General features: G+C 70.8%; 17 protein-coding genes and 1 pseudogene. 12 read left to right on the top strand and 6 right to left on the bottom strand.

Annotated elements, in window-relative coordinates:
• Positions 1 to 188: 188 nt before the first annotated feature.
• On the bottom strand, positions 189 to 980 hold the full coding sequence (locus tag GT042_RS05010; RefSeq protein ID WP_161307477.1) for a metal-dependent hydrolase: 792 nt from the start codon (positions 978 to 980) through the stop codon (positions 189 to 191).
• A 120-nt stretch (positions 981 to 1100) separates the two neighbouring features.
• On the opposite strand from GT042_RS05010, the gene GT042_RS05005 reads away from it, so the two are divergent.
• Complete coding sequence (locus GT042_RS05005; RefSeq protein ID WP_161307476.1) at positions 1101 to 3626, top strand: DEAD/DEAH box helicase; 2526 nt, start codon at positions 1101 to 1103, stop codon at positions 3624 to 3626.
• A gap of 37 nt (positions 3627 to 3663) precedes the next feature.
• Complete coding sequence (locus GT042_RS05000) at positions 3664 to 4542, top strand: acyl-CoA thioesterase II (RefSeq protein ID WP_161307475.1); 879 nt, start codon at positions 3664 to 3666, stop codon at positions 4540 to 4542.
• A 14-nt stretch (positions 4543 to 4556) separates the two neighbouring features.
• Here GT042_RS05000 and GT042_RS38015 read toward each other — a convergent pair whose 3' ends face one another.
• Positions 4557 to 4817 (bottom strand): DUF6011 domain-containing protein, encoded by a 261-nt coding sequence (locus GT042_RS38015; RefSeq protein WP_202532369.1) that lies wholly within the window; start codon positions 4815 to 4817, stop codon positions 4557 to 4559.
• Positions 4818 to 4949: 132 nt separating this feature from the next.
• On the opposite strand from GT042_RS38015, the gene GT042_RS04995 reads away from it, so the two are divergent.
• Positions 4950 to 5438 (top strand): glutathione peroxidase, encoded by a 489-nt coding sequence (locus GT042_RS04995; protein WP_161307474.1) that lies wholly within the window; start codon positions 4950 to 4952, stop codon positions 5436 to 5438.
• Positions 5439 to 5524: 86 nt separating this feature from the next.
• On the opposite strand, the gene GT042_RS04990 is transcribed toward GT042_RS04995, so the two are convergent.
• A complete protein-coding gene (locus GT042_RS04990; protein ID WP_161307473.1) occupies positions 5525 to 6754 on the bottom strand; it encodes an acyl-CoA dehydrogenase family protein in 1230 nt (409 codons plus the stop codon).
• 168 nt (positions 6755 to 6922) lie between these two features.
• On the opposite strand from GT042_RS04990, the gene GT042_RS04985 reads away from it, so the two are divergent.
• Entirely contained in the window at positions 6923 to 7567 is a 645-nt protein-coding gene (locus tag GT042_RS04985) for a TetR family transcriptional regulator (protein WP_161307472.1), read from the top strand.
• Positions 7568 to 7630: 63 nt separating this feature from the next.
• On the opposite strand, the gene def is transcribed toward GT042_RS04985, so the two are convergent.
• Positions 7631 to 8176, bottom strand: a complete 546-nt coding sequence (gene def / locus GT042_RS04980; RefSeq protein WP_161307471.1) for a peptide deformylase — start codon at positions 8174 to 8176, stop codon at positions 7631 to 7633.
• Between the two features lie 116 nt (positions 8177 to 8292).
• Here def and GT042_RS04975 point away from each other — a divergent pair, with 116 nt between their 5' ends.
• From GT042_RS04975 to GT042_RS04950, 7 genes are all read left to right on the top strand, one after another.
• A complete protein-coding gene (locus GT042_RS04975) occupies positions 8293 to 9531 on the top strand; it encodes a MurT ligase domain-containing protein (protein WP_161307470.1) in 1239 nt (412 codons plus the stop codon).
• A 45-nt stretch (positions 9532 to 9576) separates the two neighbouring features.
• Positions 9577 to 10305: a glutamine amidotransferase gene (locus GT042_RS04970; RefSeq protein WP_161307469.1), complete on the top strand. Its 729-nt coding sequence runs from the start codon at positions 9577 to 9579 to the stop codon at positions 10303 to 10305.
• A gap of 186 nt (positions 10306 to 10491) precedes the next feature.
• Complete coding sequence (locus GT042_RS04965) at positions 10492 to 11517, top strand: 6-phosphofructokinase (protein ID WP_161307468.1); 1026 nt, start codon at positions 10492 to 10494, stop codon at positions 11515 to 11517.
• Positions 11518 to 11660: 143 nt separating this feature from the next.
• On the top strand, positions 11661 to 12614 hold the full coding sequence (locus GT042_RS04960; RefSeq protein ID WP_161307467.1) for a cytochrome c oxidase assembly protein: 954 nt from the start codon (positions 11661 to 11663) through the stop codon (positions 12612 to 12614).
• Positions 12615 to 12675: 61 nt separating this feature from the next.
• Positions 12676 to 12831 carry a hypothetical protein gene (locus GT042_RS38010; protein ID WP_202532366.1) on the top strand — a complete coding sequence of 52 codons (156 nt, stop codon included), beginning with the start codon at positions 12676 to 12678 and terminating at the stop codon, positions 12829 to 12831.
• A 57-nt stretch (positions 12832 to 12888) separates the two neighbouring features.
• Positions 12889 to 13320 (top strand): SRPBCC family protein, encoded by a 432-nt coding sequence (locus GT042_RS04955; protein WP_161307466.1) that lies wholly within the window; start codon positions 12889 to 12891, stop codon positions 13318 to 13320.
• Positions 13317 to 13658, top strand: a complete 342-nt coding sequence (locus tag GT042_RS04950) for a metalloregulator ArsR/SmtB family transcription factor (protein WP_161307465.1) — start codon at positions 13317 to 13319, stop codon at positions 13656 to 13658. The genes GT042_RS04955 and GT042_RS04950 overlap by 4 nt, the downstream gene beginning before the upstream one ends.
• 80 nt (positions 13659 to 13738) lie before the next feature.
• Here the strand turns inward: GT042_RS04950 and GT042_RS04945 are convergent, their stop codons facing one another.
• A complete protein-coding gene (locus tag GT042_RS04945; protein WP_161307464.1) occupies positions 13739 to 14962 on the bottom strand; it encodes a flotillin family protein in 1224 nt (407 codons plus the stop codon).
• Between the two features lie 95 nt (positions 14963 to 15057).
• The gene (locus GT042_RS04940; protein ID WP_202532365.1) at positions 15058 to 15279 is read right to left on the bottom strand and encodes a hypothetical protein; all 222 of its coding nucleotides are present in this window, start codon (positions 15277 to 15279) and stop codon (positions 15058 to 15060) included.
• 353 nt (positions 15280 to 15632) lie between these two features.
• Here GT042_RS04940 and GT042_RS04935 point away from each other — a divergent pair.
• Positions 15633 to 15959, top strand: a pseudogene (locus GT042_RS04935) (ABC transporter ATP-binding protein); the annotation flags it as partial.

Below are 15959 nucleotides of genomic sequence, written 5' to 3'. Positions count from 1 at the left end.
CCGGACGTAAAGCGTGTTTTGTGGCGCATGGCTACCGTGAATGTTCGGGGGACCGGAACGCGCCGTAAAACATGCAGTCCGGACATACGTACCTCCGCAGGCCCCGGCCCCCGTCACCACGGCACACCCAGCCCGTCCGGCGATTGAGGACAACCAGTAAGCGCAACCAAAAACCGCGCCGCAACCGGCTAGAAGACCCCCAGCGCCGCCGCCGCCCCCACGGCCCCCAAAATCATGAACACCGGCGTCAGCACCTTCAGCTCCACCCAGCTACCGGCACGGAAACGCATCGGCTTAGGCGGCCCCAGCGCATACCACCGCTTCCGGCCCAGCGGTATCGGCCACAGGATCGGGCAGCCCGACACCGTCAGCGCGTCCCCGATGTCGTGGACCAGCGCGCCCAGCACGATCGGCAGGCCCAGCCACAGGTACTCCTGGCCGGGCGCGGTGAACAGCCAGTCCGAGCCGTTGCCCGGCTTGTCCAGGATGCCCGCGAGGTTCCACGCGGACGTCGCCCCCAGGAGCCACACCAGGATGTCGCTCGACATCCTCGCGGCCCTCCACAGCAGCCCCTCCACCGCGAGCACCAGGTGCACGAAGAGGATGAACAGCACCGCCCAGCGCCCGCCCACGAGCGCCAGCCCGGACGCGCCCGCGCCGATCGTGACGGCCCACAGCCAGGTGTGCGTGAGGGTGCGGTGGCCCCCGCTCCTGCGGGGATCGCCGGGCTTCTTCGTCGCCTTGTAGACGGCGTACGACAGCTTGTCGACGATCTCGCACATCCGCTTCGAGACCGGGCCGAACGCCCTCGATATCGTCGCGGCCTTGTGATCCAGGTCGGGGGCCAGCGCGGCCCCCGCGGTGATCAGCGCGCCGACCACCAGAACAGGCCACGGCATGCTGTGGCCGGTGGCCGCCGCCGCGGCGCCCACCCCCAGCCAGGCCGCAGCCCCTGACAGTGAGTGTGCCGGTCCCATCATGCGCGTATCCGCCCCATTGCAGTTGTGGTGAAGCTCAGTTGACAGGGCAGAGTACCGCTCATGATCTTCGGCCGAGCGGCCGGTTCCCGCCGGAGGGCGTGAGGCAGGCAAGATGGGGTGGTGACCCTCATTGATCAGCTGCCGCCGACCGCCGACCCCGATGCCCTTTTCGAGGCCTTCACCACCTGGGCCGAGGGCGAGGGCATCACGCTCTACCCGGCTCAGGAAGAGGCGCTGATCGAGGTGGTCTCCGGGGCCAACGTGATCGTGTCCACCCCCACGGGCTCCGGAAAGAGCCTGATCGCGGCGGGTGCGCACTTCGCCGCGCTGGCGCAGGACAAGGTCACGTTCTACACCGCGCCGATCAAGGCGCTGGTCTCCGAGAAGTTCTTCGACCTGTGCAAGCTCTTCGGCACCGAGAACGTCGGGATGCTGACCGGCGACGCGTCGGTCAACGCCGACGCCCCGGTCATCTGCTGCACGGCGGAGGTGCTCGCCTCCATCGCGCTGCGGGACGGCAAGCAGGCGGACGTCGGCCAGGTCGTGATGGACGAGTTCCACTTCTACGCGGAGCCGGACCGCGGCTGGGCCTGGCAGATCCCGATCCTGGAGCTGCCGCAGGCGCAGTTCATCCTGATGTCCGCGACCCTCGGCGACATGTCGCGGTTCGAGGAGGACCTGACACGCCGTACGGGCCGGCCGACGACGGTCGTCAGGTCGGCGACGCGGCCGGTGCCGCTGTACTACGAGTACAAGCTCACGCCCATCACCGAGACCCTGACGGAGCTGCTGGAGACCAAACAGGCGCCGGTCTACATCGTGCACTTCACGCAGGCCGCCGCCGTCGAGCGGGCGCAGTCGCTGATGAGCATCAACATGTGCAGCCGCGAGGAGAAGGACAGGATCGCCGACCTGATCGGCAGTTTCCGCTTCACCACCAAGTTCGGCCAGAACCTCTCGCGGTACGTACGGCACGGGATCGGCGTGCACCACGCGGGCATGCTGCCCAAGTACCGGCGGCTGGTCGAAAAGCTCGCGCAGGCGGGGCTGTTGAAGGTCATCTGCGGTACGGACACGCTCGGCGTGGGCGTCAACGTGCCCATCCGTACGGTGTTGTTCACCGCCCTTACCAAGTACGACGGCACGCGGGTACGGACGTTGCGCGCCCGGGAGTTCCATCAGATCGCCGGGCGGGCGGGCCGGGCCGGCTTCGACACCGCCGGGCTGGTCGTCGCGCAGGCGCCCGAGCACGTCGTGGAGAACGAGAAGGCGCTCGCCAAGGCGGGCGACGACCCGAAGAAGCGCCGCAAGGTGGTCAGGAAGAAGGCGCCCGAGGGCTTTGTCGCCTGGTCGGAGACGACCTTCGACAAGTTGATCGGCTCCGATCCCGAGCCGCTGACCTCGCGTTTCCGGGTCACGCACACCATGCTGCTGTCGGTCATCGCCCGGCCGGGCAACGCCTTCGAGGCGATGCGCCACCTGTTGGAGGACAACCACGAGCCGCGCAGGCAGCAGCTCCGCCACATCCGCCGGGCCCTCGCCATCTACCGCTCGCTGCTGGACGGCGGGGTGGTGGAGCGCCTGGAGACCCCGGACGCGGAGGGCCGGATCGTCCGCCTCACCGTCGATCTCCAGCAGGACTTCGCGCTCAACCAGCCGCTGTCCACCTTCGCGCTGGCCTCGTTCGAGCTGCTGGACCCCGAATCGCCGTCGTACGCCCTGGACATGGTGTCGGTCGTCGAGTCCACGCTGGACGATCCGCGGCAGATCCTGGCAGCCCAGCAGAACAAGGCGCGCGGTGAGGCGGTCGGCGCGATGAAGGCCGACGGGATCGAGTACGAGGAGCGGATGGAGCGGCTCCAGGAGGTCACGTACCCGAAGCCGCTGGAGGAGCTGCTCGTCCACGCGTACAACGTGTACCGCACCAGCCACCCGTGGGTCGGCGACCACCCCGTCTCGCCGAAGTCCGTGATCCGCGACATGTACGAACGGGCTCTGTCCTTCACGGAGTTCACGTCCCACTACGAGCTGGCCAGGACCGAGGGCATCGTCCTGCGCTATCTCGCGGGCGCGTACAAGGCGCTGGAACACACCATTCCGGACGATCTCAAGTCGGAGGACCTGGAGGATCTGACGGCCTGGCTCGGTGAGATGGTCCGTCAGGTGGACTCCAGTCTTCTGGACGAGTGGGAGCAGCTGGCCAACCCCGAGGTGGAGACGGCCGAGCAGGCGCAGGAGAAGGCGGACCAGGTACGGCCGGTCACGGCCAACGCGCGGGCCTTCCGGGTCCTGGTGCGCAACGCGATGTTCCGCCGGGTGGAGCTGGCCGCGCTGGACCGCGTCAACGACCTGGGCGAGCTGGACGGCGAGTCGGGCTGGGACGCGGACCGGTGGGGCGAGGCGATGGACGCGTACTGGGACGAGTACGAGGACCTGGGTACGGGCCCCGACGCCCGCGGGCCCAAGCTGCTGGCCATCGAGGAGGACGCCGAGCACGGCCTGTGGCGGGTCAGGCAGACGTTCGCCGACCCGAACGGCGATCATGACTGGGGCATCGGCGCGGAGGTGGATCTCGCGGCCTCCGACGAGGAGGGCCGGGCGGTCCTGCGCGTCACGTCGGTGGGCCAGCTCTCCGCGGTGCGCTGAGAACCGGCCGGGAGAACAAGGGCAGAAGGAGCACATCATGACCAACCCCGCCGAGCGGCTCGTCGACCTCCTCGACCTGGAGCGGATCGAGGTCGACATCTTCCGGGGCCGCAGTCCCCAGGAGTCCCTGCAACGGGTCTTCGGCGGCCAGGTCGCGGGCCAGGCGCTGGTCGCGGCCGGCCGTACGACCGACGGCGACCGGCCGGTCCACTCGCTGCACGCGTACTTCCTGCGCCCGGGCCGTCCCGGTGTCCCGATCGTCTACCAGGTGGAACGGGTCAGGGACGGCCGGTCGTTCACCACCCGCCGGGTGACGGCCGTGCAGGAGGGCCGGACGATCTTCAACCTGACTGCTTCCTTCCACCGCCCCGAGGAGGGCGGGATCGAGCACCAGCTGCCGCCGCGCCTGGACTTCCCCGACCCCGAGTCGCTGCCGACGGTCGCGGAGGAGGTACGGGAGCATCTGGGCGCGCTGCCGCAGTCGTTGGAGCGGATGGCCAGGCGCCAGCCGTTCGACATCCGGTACGTGGACCGGCTGCGCTGGACGCGGGAGGAGATCAAGGACGCGGATCCGCGCAGCGCGGTGTGGATGCGCGCGGTGGGGCCGCTGGGCGACGACCCGCTGGTGCACACCTGCGCGCTGACGTACGCGAGTGACATGACCTTGCTGGACGCCGTACGGATCCCGGTCGAGCCCCTGTGGGGCCCACGTGGGTTCGACATGGCGAGCCTGGATCACGCCATGTGGTTCCACCACCCGTTCCGCGCCGACGAGTGGTTCCTGTACGACCAGGAGTCGCCGATCGCGACGGGTGGCCGGGGCCTGGCGCGCGGCCGGATCTACGACCGGGCGGGCACGCTGCTGGTGTCGGTGGTGCAGGAAGGTCTCTTCCGGCGCCACGCCGCGGCGGGATGAGCCGCGGCACCTGGTCAGAAGCCGGGGATCGGGTCCTGGTCGGCCTCGCGCCGCCGGGTCCTGATGTCCGGCGCGGGCGGGTGCAGCTTGGCGTCGCAGTCCGGCCCCAGACCGCTGCGCCGGGAGGCCGTACCCCTCAGTGGGCGGCCGCACATGCGGCAGCGGACCAGTCGGCCGGCGGGCTCCGGCACAGTGTCCGGCACGGCACCCGGCAGGGGCCGGCCGGCCGCGGGTCGGTCCGGCGGGAACAGCTCCGGCTGCGGGGAATCGGGCATGCCCCACGTCTACCACCCCGGCCGCCGCGCCGGTACGGCAGGCCGGTCGGCGACCGCCCGGCCCCTTGATCGCCGCGTGGCCGGCAGGTCCACAATGGGAGCGGACCACCGCCTGTACCAAGGAGACCCAGGATGACTCTGTACGACATTCCGCTGCGCACCCTCGCCGGTGAGCCGACCTCGCTCGCGGCGTACGAGGGCAAGGCCGTCCTGGTCGTGAACGTGGCGTCCAAGTGCGGTCTCACCCCGCAGTACGCCGGCCTGGAGCGGCTCCAGAAGGAGTACGGCGACCGGGGGTTCACCGTGCTCGGGGTGCCCTGCAACCAGTTCGCCGGGCAGGAGCCGGGCAGCGCCGAGGACATCCAGACGTTCTGCTCGGCGACGTACGGGGTCAGCTTCCCGCTCCTGGAGAAGACCGACGTGAACGGTGACGCCCGTCACCCCCTGTACGCGGAGCTGACCAGGACGGCCGACGCCGAGGGCGGCGCGGGCGACGTGAGCTGGAACTTCGAGAAGTTCCTGCTCTCCCCCAAGGGTGAGGTCGTGGCCCGCTTCCGGCCCACCACGGAGCCCGAGGCCCCGGAGCTGGTCGCGGCCGTCGAGGCACAGCTGGCCGCCTGACCGCCGACCGTCGTACGGCTGCCCCCGCCGGAACGTTCCGGCGGGGGCACTCGTACGCCCGGGGACGCGTACGCCCGGGGATCCCGCTACCGGATCGGCATGCCCGACAGTGTCCGGGCGATGACCAGGCGCTGGATCTCGCTGGTCCCCTCGAAGATCGTGTAGATCGCGCTGTCGCGGTGCATGCGCTCCACCGGGTACTCCCGCGTGTAGCCGTTGCCGCCGAGTATCTGGACGGCCTGCGCCGTGACCTCCTTGGCGGTCTCGCTGGCGTACAGCTTCGACATCGAGCCCTCGGCCGCCTCGAAGGGCCGCCCCGCGGCCGCCATCCAGGACGCCCGCCACACCAGCAGGCGCGCGGCGTCGACGCGGGTGCGCATGTCGGCCAGCTGGAAGGCGATGCCCTGGTTGTCGATGATCGGCCGGCCGAACTGGGTGCGGGTCCTGGCGTAGTCGAGCGCTACCTCGTACGCGGCCCTGGCGGTGCCGACCGCCATCGCGCCGACCGCCGGGCGGGACGCCTCGAAGGTGGCCATGGCCGCGTTCCGCACCCGCTCGCCGCCGGGCGCCGCCGTGCGCTCGCGGGCGCGGGCGAGCCGCTCGTCCAACTTCTCCTTGCCCCCGAGGAGGCAGTGGCCGGGGATCCTCACGTTCTCCAGGACCACCTCGGCGGTGTGGGAGGCGCGGATGCCGTGCTTCTTGAACTTCTGGCCCTGGGAGAGTCCCGGGGTGCCGGGCGGTACGACGAACGAGGCGTGGCCCTTGGTGCCGAGGGCCGGGTCGACGACGGCGACCACGACGTGGACGTGGGCGATGCCCCCGTTGGTCGCCCAGGTCTTGGTGCCGTCGAGGACCCATTCGTCCTTGGCCTCGTCGTAGACGGCGCGGGTCCGCATGGCGGCCACGTCGGAGCCGGCGTCGGGTTCGGACGAGCAGAAGGCCGCCAGTTTCACGTCGTCGGCGTCGCCGTACATCTGCGGCACCCACGTGCCGATCTGCTCGTCCGTGCCGTTGGCGAGGACTCCGACGGCCGCCAGGCCCGTACCGACGATGGACAGGGCGATGCCCGCATCGCCCCAGAACAGCTCCTCCATCGTGAGGGGGATCCCGAGGCCCGTAGGGTCGAAGTACTGCTGGGCGTAGAAGTCGAGGGAATAAATTCCGATCTTGGCGGCTTCCTGGATGATCGGCCAGGGAGTCTCCTCACGCTCGTCCCACTCGGCGGCGGCCGGGCGGATGACGTCCGCGGCGAAGCCGTGGAGCCAGTCACGGACCTGCTTCTGGTCGTCGTCGAGTTCGAGCGTGAACGCGGCCATCGTGCCCCTCCGGTACGGTGTCGCCAGGGTTTGTTACTGGCGGTAACCGCAGTCTGTTACCCGCAAGTAGCCGATGTCAACCGGCCAAGGAGCGGGCGGCATTGCCGGGCGGCGGGGTGTTACGTTGCCCGGGCGTCACGGATATATCGCAGGGCGGGGAGAGACACGATGGAGACCACACAGCAGGCCGAGCAGCAGCGATCGGCGCGGCAACGCCGGCGGCAACTGCTGGAAGCCGCGGACCGGGTGGTGCTCCGGGACGGCCCCCAGGCCTCCATGAACGCCATCGCCGCGGAGGCGGGCATCACCAAGCCGATCCTGTACCGGCACTTCGGCGACAAGGGCGGGCTGTACCGGGCCCTGGCCAAGCGCCACACGGACGCGCTGCTGGACGCCCTGCGGGCCGCGCTCGACGCGCCCGCGGAGCGCCGCCAGCGGGTGGAGGCGACGCTCGACACGTACCTCGCGGCGATCGAGGCGAGGCCGCAGGTCTACCGCTTCCTGATGCATCCCGCCGAGGACAGCCAGCCGTCCGAGCAGGGCTTCGACGTGGGCCGCCACTCGGTCCCGCTGCTGCGGCGCCTGGGTGAGGAATTGGCCAAGGTCATCGAGGAGCGCGTCGACCTCGGTCCCGGCAGCGAGCAGCTGGCGCGGGTCTGGGGACACGGCATCGTCGGCATGATGCACGGCGCGGGCGACTGGTGGCTCGGCGAACGCCCCTGCCCGCGCGAGCAGTTGGTGCACAGCCTGGCGGACCTGCTGTGGGGCCGGCTGGCGGTCGCGGGCGACCGCACGGGCGGACCGGCGTTCTGAGGTGCCCCCGACCAGGACGAGGGCGGTACGGGCCGGTGCCGTACGGGTCCCGCGTACCGGACATCAGACCGTACGGACTCCCGGCACCCGGCGCCCCGCCCGCAGCGCCCGCGCCCTGCGCCACCCCGTGAGCCGGTCGGTGTACACCGTCCCCTCCAGGTGGTCGCACTCGTGCTGGAGGCAGCGGGCGAAGAAGCCGGTGCCCTCGACCCGTACCGGCTCGCGGTCCAGGGTGAACCCCTCCACGACGGCCCGGTCGTACCGCTCGGTTCCGGCCTCGACGCCGGGCAGCGAGAGACAGCCCTCGGGCCCGCGGAGGACAATGCCGTCCAGCTCCGTCAGCCGGGGATTGACCAGGTGCCCGAGATGACGGACGTCCTCGTCGTCCGGGCAGTCGTACACGAACACCCGCTGCGCCACCCCGATCTGACCGGCCGCCAGGCCGACACCCCGGGCCTCGTACATCGTCGCGAAAAGGTCCTCGACCAGCTCCGCGAGCGCGGGACCGAAGTCGGTGACGGGTTCGCAGGGGGCGTGCAGCACCGGATCGCCCAGCAATCTCATGGCTCGTACTCGCCCGGAACTGCCGGGGATCGGACGGTTTCGCATGACGCTCAGGGTACGGTCCAGCGTGACCCCCGCCTTCTGCCCGGTGCCGCGGTTCGGGGCCCTGGCCGGATCTCGATAGGCTGACCCACGGACCGACGCAAGGAGGATCAAGGACGATGGCAGGCAACACGGAGCCGCTGTCGCCGCGGGCCAAGTTGGCCGTGACGGCGGGCAAGGCCGCGGCGGCGGTGTCGCGCGCGGCTGGCCGCGGCAGCGGATCGGTGATCGGCGGGAAGGTGGCGCTGAAGCTCGACCCCGATCTGCTGGGACGGCTGGCGCAGCACCTGGACGTCATCCTCGTGTCGGCGACGAACGGCAAGACCACCACCACACGGCTGATCGCCGAGGCGCTGGGCGCCGCGGGACCCGTCGTGTCGAACGCGCTCGGCGCCAACATGCCGGCGGGGATCACCTCCGCCCTGGCGGGCGGCTCGGACGCGAAGTACGGCGTGATCGAGGTGGACGAGAAGTACCTCGCCGGTGTGGCGCGGGACACCACGCCGAAGGCGATCGCGCTGCTGAACCTCTCGCGCGACCAGCTCGACCGCGCCGCCGAGACCCGGATGCTCGCCGAGAAGTGGCGGGAGGGCCTGGCCGGCACGAAGGCCGTCGTCATCGCCAACGCGGACGACCCGCTGATCGTCTGGGCCGCCTCCTCCTCCCCCAACGTGGTGTGGGTGGCGGCGGGCCAGGAGTGGAAGGACGACGCCTGGTCGTGCCCGTCCTGCGGTGGTGTGATGCAGCGCCCCGGGGACGACTGGTTCTGCGGCGAGTGCGGTTTCCGCAGGCCGTCGCCGAGCTGGGCCCTGCACGGCGACCACGTCCTGGACCCGCACGGGTCGGCGTGGCCGATCCACCTCCAGCTGCCGGGCCGCGCGAACAAGTCGAACGCGGCCACCTCCGCCGCCGTCGTGGCGACCTTCGGGGTCCCGCCGCAGGTGGCGCTGGAGCGGATGTACCAGGTGCAGGCCGTCGCCGGCCGGTACGACGTGGTGTCCTTCCACAACCGTGACATCCGGCTGCTGCTGGCGAAGAACCCGGCGGGCTGGCTGGAGACGTTCTCCCTGATCGACCCGCCGCCGACGCCCGTCGTGCTGGCCGTCAACGCGCGGGGCGCCGACGGCACCGACACCTCCTGGCTGTGGGACGTGGACTACACCCGGCTCGCCGGGCATCCGATCTTCGTCCTCGGGGACCGCAAGCTCGACCTGGCCGTCCGTCTGGAAGTGGCCAATCTCGACTTCCGGGTGTGCGAGACGCTGGACGAGGCCGTCCAGCAGGCGCCCCCGGGCCGTATCGAGGCGATCGCCAACTACACCGCGTTCCAGGACCTGCGCCGAAGGGTCGGTAACTGACCGATGGACCCCCGGACCCAGAGAGCTTCGGAAAGGCGAGCGAACATGAGCGAGAGCAGCCTGCGGCTGGTGTGGATCTATCCAGACCTGCTGAGCACGTACGGCGACCAGGGCAACGCGCTGGTCGTGGAGCGCCGTGCCAGACAGCGCCGCCTGGGTGTCACGCGCGTGGACGTCCGCAGTGACCAGCCGATCCCGACCTCCGGCGACATCTATCTGATCGGCGGCGGTGAGGACCGGCCGCAGCGGCTGGCCGCCGAGCGGCTGCGCCGGGACGGCGGGCTCAGCCGTGCCGTGTCCAACGGCGCGATCGTCTTCTCGGTCTGCGCCGGCTACCAGATCCTCGGCCACGAGTTCATCAACGACCTGGGCGAGCGCGAGGCCGGCCTCGGGCTGCTCGACGTGGTCTCCACCCGCGGCGAGGGCGAGCGGTGTGTCGGTGACGTCCTCGGCGACATCGACCCGCGGCTCGGCCTGCCGCAGCTGACGGGCTTCGAGAACCACCAGGGCGTCACCCACCTCGGCCCGACGGCCCGCCCGTTCGCGCAGGTCAGGCTGGGCAAGGGCAACGGCACGGGGGACGGTACGGAGGGCGCGTACAACGACACCGTCTTCGGTACGTACATGCACGGCCCGGTCATGGCACGCAACCCGCACATCGCGGACCTGCTGCTGAAGCTGGCGCTGGACGTCAACGCGCTGCCGCCGACGGACGACCGCTGGTACGACGCGCTTCGCGCCGAGCGCATCTCCGCTGCGGTCCAGCCCGCCTGAGGCCTTGCTCACGGCCCGCCCGGCGGCCCGCGCGTACCCCTGGTGGGTGCGTCGCGCGGCGCCGGGCGGCTGTCCAGCAGTCGGACGGCAGGTTCGGTCCTGACACTCCCCGCCGGTAGGCTGGCCGAGATCGGGCCGGACAGAGTGGTGCGGCCTCCAGCCCACGTTGCAAAGGTATTCCGGGCCATGCGAATTGGTGTGCTCACCTCAGGCGGGGACTGCCCCGGCCTCAACGCCGTCATCCGGTCCGTCGTACACCGCGCCGTCGTCGACCACGGCGACGAGGTGATCGGCTTCCACGACGGCTGGCGGGGTCTCCTGGAGTGCGACTACCGCAAGCTCGACCTGGACGCGGTGGCCGGGATCCTGGCCCGGGGCGGGACGATCCTCGGCTCCTCGCGGGTCCAGCCGGCGCACCTGCGCGACGGGGTGGAGCGGGCCAGGGGCCACGTCGCGGACCTCGGTCTGGACGCGATCATCCCGATCGGCGGCGAGGGCACGCTCAAGGCGGCCCATCTGCTGTCCGAGGCCGGGCTGCCGATCGTCGGAGTGCCGAAGACCATCGACAACGACATCCCCTCGACCGACGTGACGTTCGGCTTCGACACGGCCGTGGGGGTCGCCACCGACGCGCTCGACCGGCTCAAGACCACCGCCGAGTCCCACCAGCGGGTCCTGATCGTCGAGGTCATGGGCCGCCACACCGGCTGGATCGCGCTGCACTCCGGCATGGCCGCCGGGGCCCACGCCATCGTCGTCCCCGAGCGCCCCTTCGACATCGGTGAGCTGGCGGCGCTGGTCGGCAAGCGGTTCTCGGCGGGCAAGCGGTTCGCGATCGTGGTGGTCGCCGAGGGCGCCAAGCCGCGTGAGGGCTCGATGAAGTTCGACGAGGGCGGCACGGACGTGTACGGCCACGAGCGCTTCGCCGGGGTGGCCGGGCAGCTCTCCGTCGAGCTGGAGCAGCGGCTCGGCAAGGAGGCCCGTCCGGTGATACTGGGCCACGTCCAGCGCGGCGGCACGCCGACCGCGTACGACAGGGTCCTCGCGACCCGGTTCGGCTGGCACGCGGTCGAGGCGACCCACCGGGGCGAGTTCGGCATGCTGACGGCGCTGCGCGGCACGGACATCGTGATGGTGCCGCTGTCGGAGGCCGTGGCGACGCTCAAGACGGTGCCCGCGGAGCGGTACGCCGAGGCGGAGTGCGTGCTCTGAGTTCCCGTACAGATTTCCGTACACATTCCCGTACGCCTGAAGACACCGCCCCCGGTCGCAGTCGCGGCCGGGGGCGGTTCTAGTCTGGTGCGGACAACCGGCACGAATCGCCGCGGCACCACTCGTCACTCGGGAGCGCACGGATGGATCACAGCGGGCACGGCATGACCATGGATCTGCCGCCGTTCACGCTGGGACGGGCGCTGGAGTACTCCCCCGACTATTTCTTCCTGACGGGCTGCCTGCTCGCGCTCGTGCTGTACGGCTGGGGCGTGGTGCGGCTGCGCCGCCGCGGCGACGGCTGGCCGGTGGGCCGCGCCGTCGGGTTCACGCTCGGCGTGCTGACCGTGGCCCTGGTGATGTGCACGAAGCTGAACGACTACGGCATGGTCATGTTCAGCGTCCACATGGTCCAGCACATGGTGATCAGCATGGTGTCCCCCATCCTGATCCTGCTGGGCGCGCCGGTGACGCTGGCCCTGCGGGCGCTGCCGGTGGCGCGGCGCCGGGGTCACAAGGGGCCGCGCGAGCTGCTGCTCGCGGTCCTGCACAGCGGATTCGTACGAGTGATCACGCACCCGGCCTTCACCATCCCGCTCTTCATCGCGAGCCTCTACGGGCTGTACTTCACCCCGCTCTTCGACTTCCTGATGGGGTCGAAGACCGGGCACATCGCGATGATGGTGCACTTCCTCACCGTGGGCCTGGTCTTCTTCTGGCCGATCATGGGCATCGACCCGGGGCCGCACCGGCCGGGCTATGTGATGCGGATGCTGGAGCTGTTCGCGGGGATGCCGTTCCACGCGTTCTTCGGGATCGCGCTGATGATGGCGAGCGAGCCGATGATCGGCGCGTACCGTACGCCTCCGGCCTCGCTCGGCATCGACGCGCTGAGCGACCAGACGGCGGCGGGCGGTATCGCCTGGGCGTTCAGCGAGATCCCGTCCGTGCTGGTGCTGGTCGCCCTGGTCTTCCAGTGGTACCGCTCGGAGCAACGGGTCGCGACCCGCTCCGACCGGGCGGCCGACCGGGACGGGGACAAGGAGCTGGTGGCGTACAACGCCTATCTCGCTTCGCTCCAGACACGGGGACAGTAGCGCGAACCACCCGTCGGGGGCGACGATAGCCCTCACGGCCCCGGCCGGGAGGAGGACGTACATGTCCGGTTCCACAAAAACGATGGGTGGCATCACCGTCGGTGCCCTGGTCCTGGTGACCGCCTACACGGCGGCACTGGGCAGCAACGGGTGGCTCTGGTTCGGGTGGGTGGTACTGGGCCTGCTCACCATCGGGATGGCCGCCTCGCGTTCCTGACGCCCCTGACGCCCCTGAAGAAGTGCGCCCGGCAAAGGCACCGCTACGTGTGTAGCGGTGCCTTTGCCGTACGCGCCGCCGGAGCGCGTCTGGGCCGTGCTCACCGAGCCCGCGCACGTGGCGAGTTGGTTCGGACAGGGGCAGCCCACCCCCGTCGACCTGCGCCCCGGCGGCACGATGGACCTCGACCACGGCGCGTACGGCCGGTTCCCGACGACGATCGTGACGGTCGATCCGCCACACCGCTTCTCGTACCGCTGGGCGAGCGCCTACCCCGGCGAGCAGGCGGTGGAGGGCAACTCCACCCTGGTCGAGTTCACGCTCGCGGCGGAGGGCGAGGGCACCCGGCTGCGTGTCGTGGAGACCGGCTTCGCGGATATCGTCATCCCCGAGGACCGGATCGACACGGCCTCCAGGAAGAGCCACACCGAGGGCTGGACGGAGATGGTCGTGAACCTCAAGAAGTACGCGGAGCAGCTCGCGGCATGACGGCGGACGCTGACCGGGACCCCGTCAGGGACGTGCTGTCCGCGCCGGCCGACCCGACCCGCCGGCGGATCCTCGACGTTCTCGCCGCCCACGGTGAGGCGACCGCGACGGTCCTGGCGGCGGAGCTGCCGGTCAGCCGCCAGGCGATCGTCGAGCACCTGGCAGTCCTGGACCGGGCGGGGCTGGTGGCCGGCCGCCGGGCGGGGCGTGAGGCGCGGTACGCGGTCAGGCCGGCCGGACTGGGCGCCACGGCACGGTGGATGGACCGGATCGCCGCCGACTGGGACGGCCGGCTGTCCGCGATCAAGCGGCTGGCGGAGGACGACGATCCGGCCTGAGGCGGCGACACCGGTGGCCCCCGGACCGACCTGACGGGTCGGGTCCGGGGGCCACCGGTTTCTCTGATCCGGGAGAGGTTCTATTTGGTCTCGGGGGTACGGACCGGCGCGTTGCCGTTCAGGTTCGGGGACGCCGGGGTGCCGCCGTTGCCGGTCGCGCCCTGCGCGCCGGGGCGCTGGAGCGAGTTCAGGATCGCCAGGCCCTGGCTCACCAGGCCCGCCACCATCTCGTTGAGGCCGTCGGTCCCGTTGAGGACGGTCAGGTTGGCGCCCGCCATGCCCCGCGCCGCCGCGTCGGCGAGGGCGGGCAGGTTCTCCACCGTCCGGTTGGCGGCGATGAGTTCCTGGTTGCCGTTCTTGAGGGACTCGGCGCGGGCGCTGTTCGCGTCGGCCTGGGCCTGCGCGAGGGTACGTTCCGCGTACGCCGAGCCGTCCGCCTCGAACTTCGCCCGGTCACGGGAGGCTTCGGCCAACGTGCGCTGCCGGTAGGCCTCGGCGTCCGCCGGGCGCCTGACCTCGGCTTCGAGGCGCTGTGCGGCGAGGAGCGCCTGGCGCGTCGCCAGCGAGGTCTGCTCCTCGATGACTTCCTGGGAGGCCCTGGCCTCGGCCAGCGGTCCCGCCTGCGCGGCGCGGGCGTTGACCTGCTCCGTCTCGGCGTGGAAGCCCGCGCGCTTGATCGCGGTGTCCCGTTCGTACTCGGCCTTCAGCGCGGCGGCCTGCTGTTCGCGTTCGGCCGCTTCCTGGTCGGACTTCGCCTGGGCTATACGGGCCTGGCTGGCGACGGCCGCCGCGTGCGGGGCGGCGAGGTTCTGGATGTAGCCGGTGGCGTCCTCGATCTCCTGGATCTGGAGGGCGTCGACCACGATCCCGAGCTTCTCCATCTCGCTGTGGCTGCCCTGCTTCACCTCCTGGGCGACCCGGTCACGCTCGCGGATGATCTGTTCGACGGTCAGTCCGCCGATGATGGAACGGAGGTGACCGGCGAAGATCCGGCCCACCAGCTCCTCCATCCGGTCCTGCTCGGCGAGGAAACGCCGGGCCGCGTTGGCGATCGACACCGCGTCGTCGCCGACCTTGAAGACGGTCACCGCGCGCACGTTCAGCCGGATGCCCTGCTGCGTGACGCAGTCCTCGACTATCTCGGCCTCCCGCAACGCGAGGGACAGCATGCGGGCCTTCTGCTTGATGGGCATGACGAAGCTGCCGTGCCCGGTGACGATACGGAACTGCGTGTCCTGCGCCTGGCGTTTGGAGCCGGAGATGAGCATCGCCTCGTTGGGCGCGGGAACATGCCAGAACAGCATGGTGGGACTCCTGTCGTACCGCGTGGTGCGTGTGTGGGATTGCTCAGGAGGAATGAGGGATCACGGGGAAAGGGAGCTCGGGAGGAAGAGGGAGCTCAGGAGGGAAAGGGCTCCACGATCACCGAGCGGGCCGAGATCGACTCGACGACGATCACGCGGAGGTTCCGGCCGATCGGCCGGTCCGACCAGGCCGCGTAGGCCTCGGATCCGCCTCGTACGGCGACCAGTACTTCGCCCGGGCCCTCGGCGGGGATCGGAACGGTCACCCGGCCGATCGCGCCGACCGGGCTCTGCGCGGAGTCATCTGCCACGGACATACGTCGTCGCCCCACCCGTTTCCCTGGCGCGGGGCTCCCTGGCGCCGGGCGCCGCTCCGCGCTTCCGCACAGCCGGTGTGTCAGCCGCGATCATGAGCGACCACGCCTTCCGGAGGACCGTGCCTCCGACGTCGTTCCTCGTCGAGGACGCCACCGGCAGAACGGCCGGTGACGACAGATCCTCGATACCTCTCACAGTACTCCGCGAAGCGTCAGGAAAGGCTCACTGTCGGCGATGTTCCCGGGCCCCACCCCGGGGTACCCCCGGAAAGGAACTTAGTCTAGCCTTACCTAAGTTTTGCGCCCGGTCCGTGGGCGCGGGCAGGGATTCCGGAGGGGCGCGGTGGAGTGCGGTGGGGGCTGAAGTCCCAGCAGGACGGGACGTCCTGAGGCGAGTGGTCACCGGACAGCGGCGCGATGTGCTCCTCGCGTCGCTGCTCGCGGCCGGGCACCAGGGCGGCGAGGCCCTCGTCCCCGTCCTGGTCGGCGTGGTGATCGACCGGGCCGTCGCCGAGGACGACGGAGGGGCCCTGGGGCTGTGGATCGGTGTGCTGGCCGTCGTCTACGTCGGGCTCTCGTTCAGCTTCCGGCACGGCGCCCGCCTCTCCGAGCGGGCCGCCGTGGTCGCCGCGCACCAACTGCGGACCGCCCTGGTGGCGCGCGTGCTGGAGCCGGGGGGC

The organism is Streptomyces sp. SID3212, from assembly GCF_009865405.1.
In the GTDB taxonomy this organism is placed as follows: domain Bacteria; phylum Actinomycetota; class Actinomycetes; order Streptomycetales; family Streptomycetaceae; genus Streptomyces.
Note: the sequence above shows the minus strand (reverse complement) of the source record. Positions and strands in the feature narration are given on the sequence as shown.

Coding starts and splice junctions, on each gene's coding strand:
- GT042_RS04965 (WP_161307468.1), top strand. CDS start 10,492: ATGCGAATTGGTGTGCTCACCTCAGGCGGGGACTGCCCCGGCCTCAAC.
- GT042_RS04940 (WP_202532365.1), bottom strand. CDS start 15,279: ATGTCCGTGGCAGATGACTCCGCGCAGAGCCCGGTCGGCGCGATCGGC.
- GT042_RS04990 (WP_161307473.1), bottom strand. CDS start 6,754: ATGGCCGCGTTCACGCTCGAACTCGACGACGACCAGAAGCAGGTCCGT.
- GT042_RS38015 (WP_202532369.1), bottom strand. CDS start 4,817: ATGCCCGATTCCCCGCAGCCGGAGCTGTTCCCGCCGGACCGACCCGCG.
- GT042_RS04950 (WP_161307465.1), top strand. CDS start 13,317: ATGACGGCGGACGCTGACCGGGACCCCGTCAGGGACGTGCTGTCCGCG.
- GT042_RS04995 (WP_161307474.1), top strand. CDS start 4,950: ATGACTCTGTACGACATTCCGCTGCGCACCCTCGCCGGTGAGCCGACC.
- GT042_RS04960 (WP_161307467.1), top strand. CDS start 11,661: ATGGATCACAGCGGGCACGGCATGACCATGGATCTGCCGCCGTTCACG.
- GT042_RS04975 (WP_161307470.1), top strand. CDS start 8,293: ATGGCAGGCAACACGGAGCCGCTGTCGCCGCGGGCCAAGTTGGCCGTG.
- GT042_RS05000 (WP_161307475.1), top strand. CDS start 3,664: ATGACCAACCCCGCCGAGCGGCTCGTCGACCTCCTCGACCTGGAGCGG.
- def (WP_161307471.1), bottom strand. CDS start 8,176: ATGCGAAACCGTCCGATCCCCGGCAGTTCCGGGCGAGTACGAGCCATG.
- GT042_RS05010 (WP_161307477.1), bottom strand. CDS start 980: ATGATGGGACCGGCACACTCACTGTCAGGGGCTGCGGCCTGGCTGGGG.
- GT042_RS04970 (WP_161307469.1), top strand. CDS start 9,577: ATGAGCGAGAGCAGCCTGCGGCTGGTGTGGATCTATCCAGACCTGCTG.
- GT042_RS04985 (WP_161307472.1), top strand. CDS start 6,923: ATGGAGACCACACAGCAGGCCGAGCAGCAGCGATCGGCGCGGCAACGC.
- GT042_RS04945 (WP_161307464.1), bottom strand. CDS start 14,962: ATGCTGTTCTGGCATGTTCCCGCGCCCAACGAGGCGATGCTCATCTCC.
- GT042_RS38010 (WP_202532366.1), top strand. CDS start 12,676: ATGTCCGGTTCCACAAAAACGATGGGTGGCATCACCGTCGGTGCCCTG.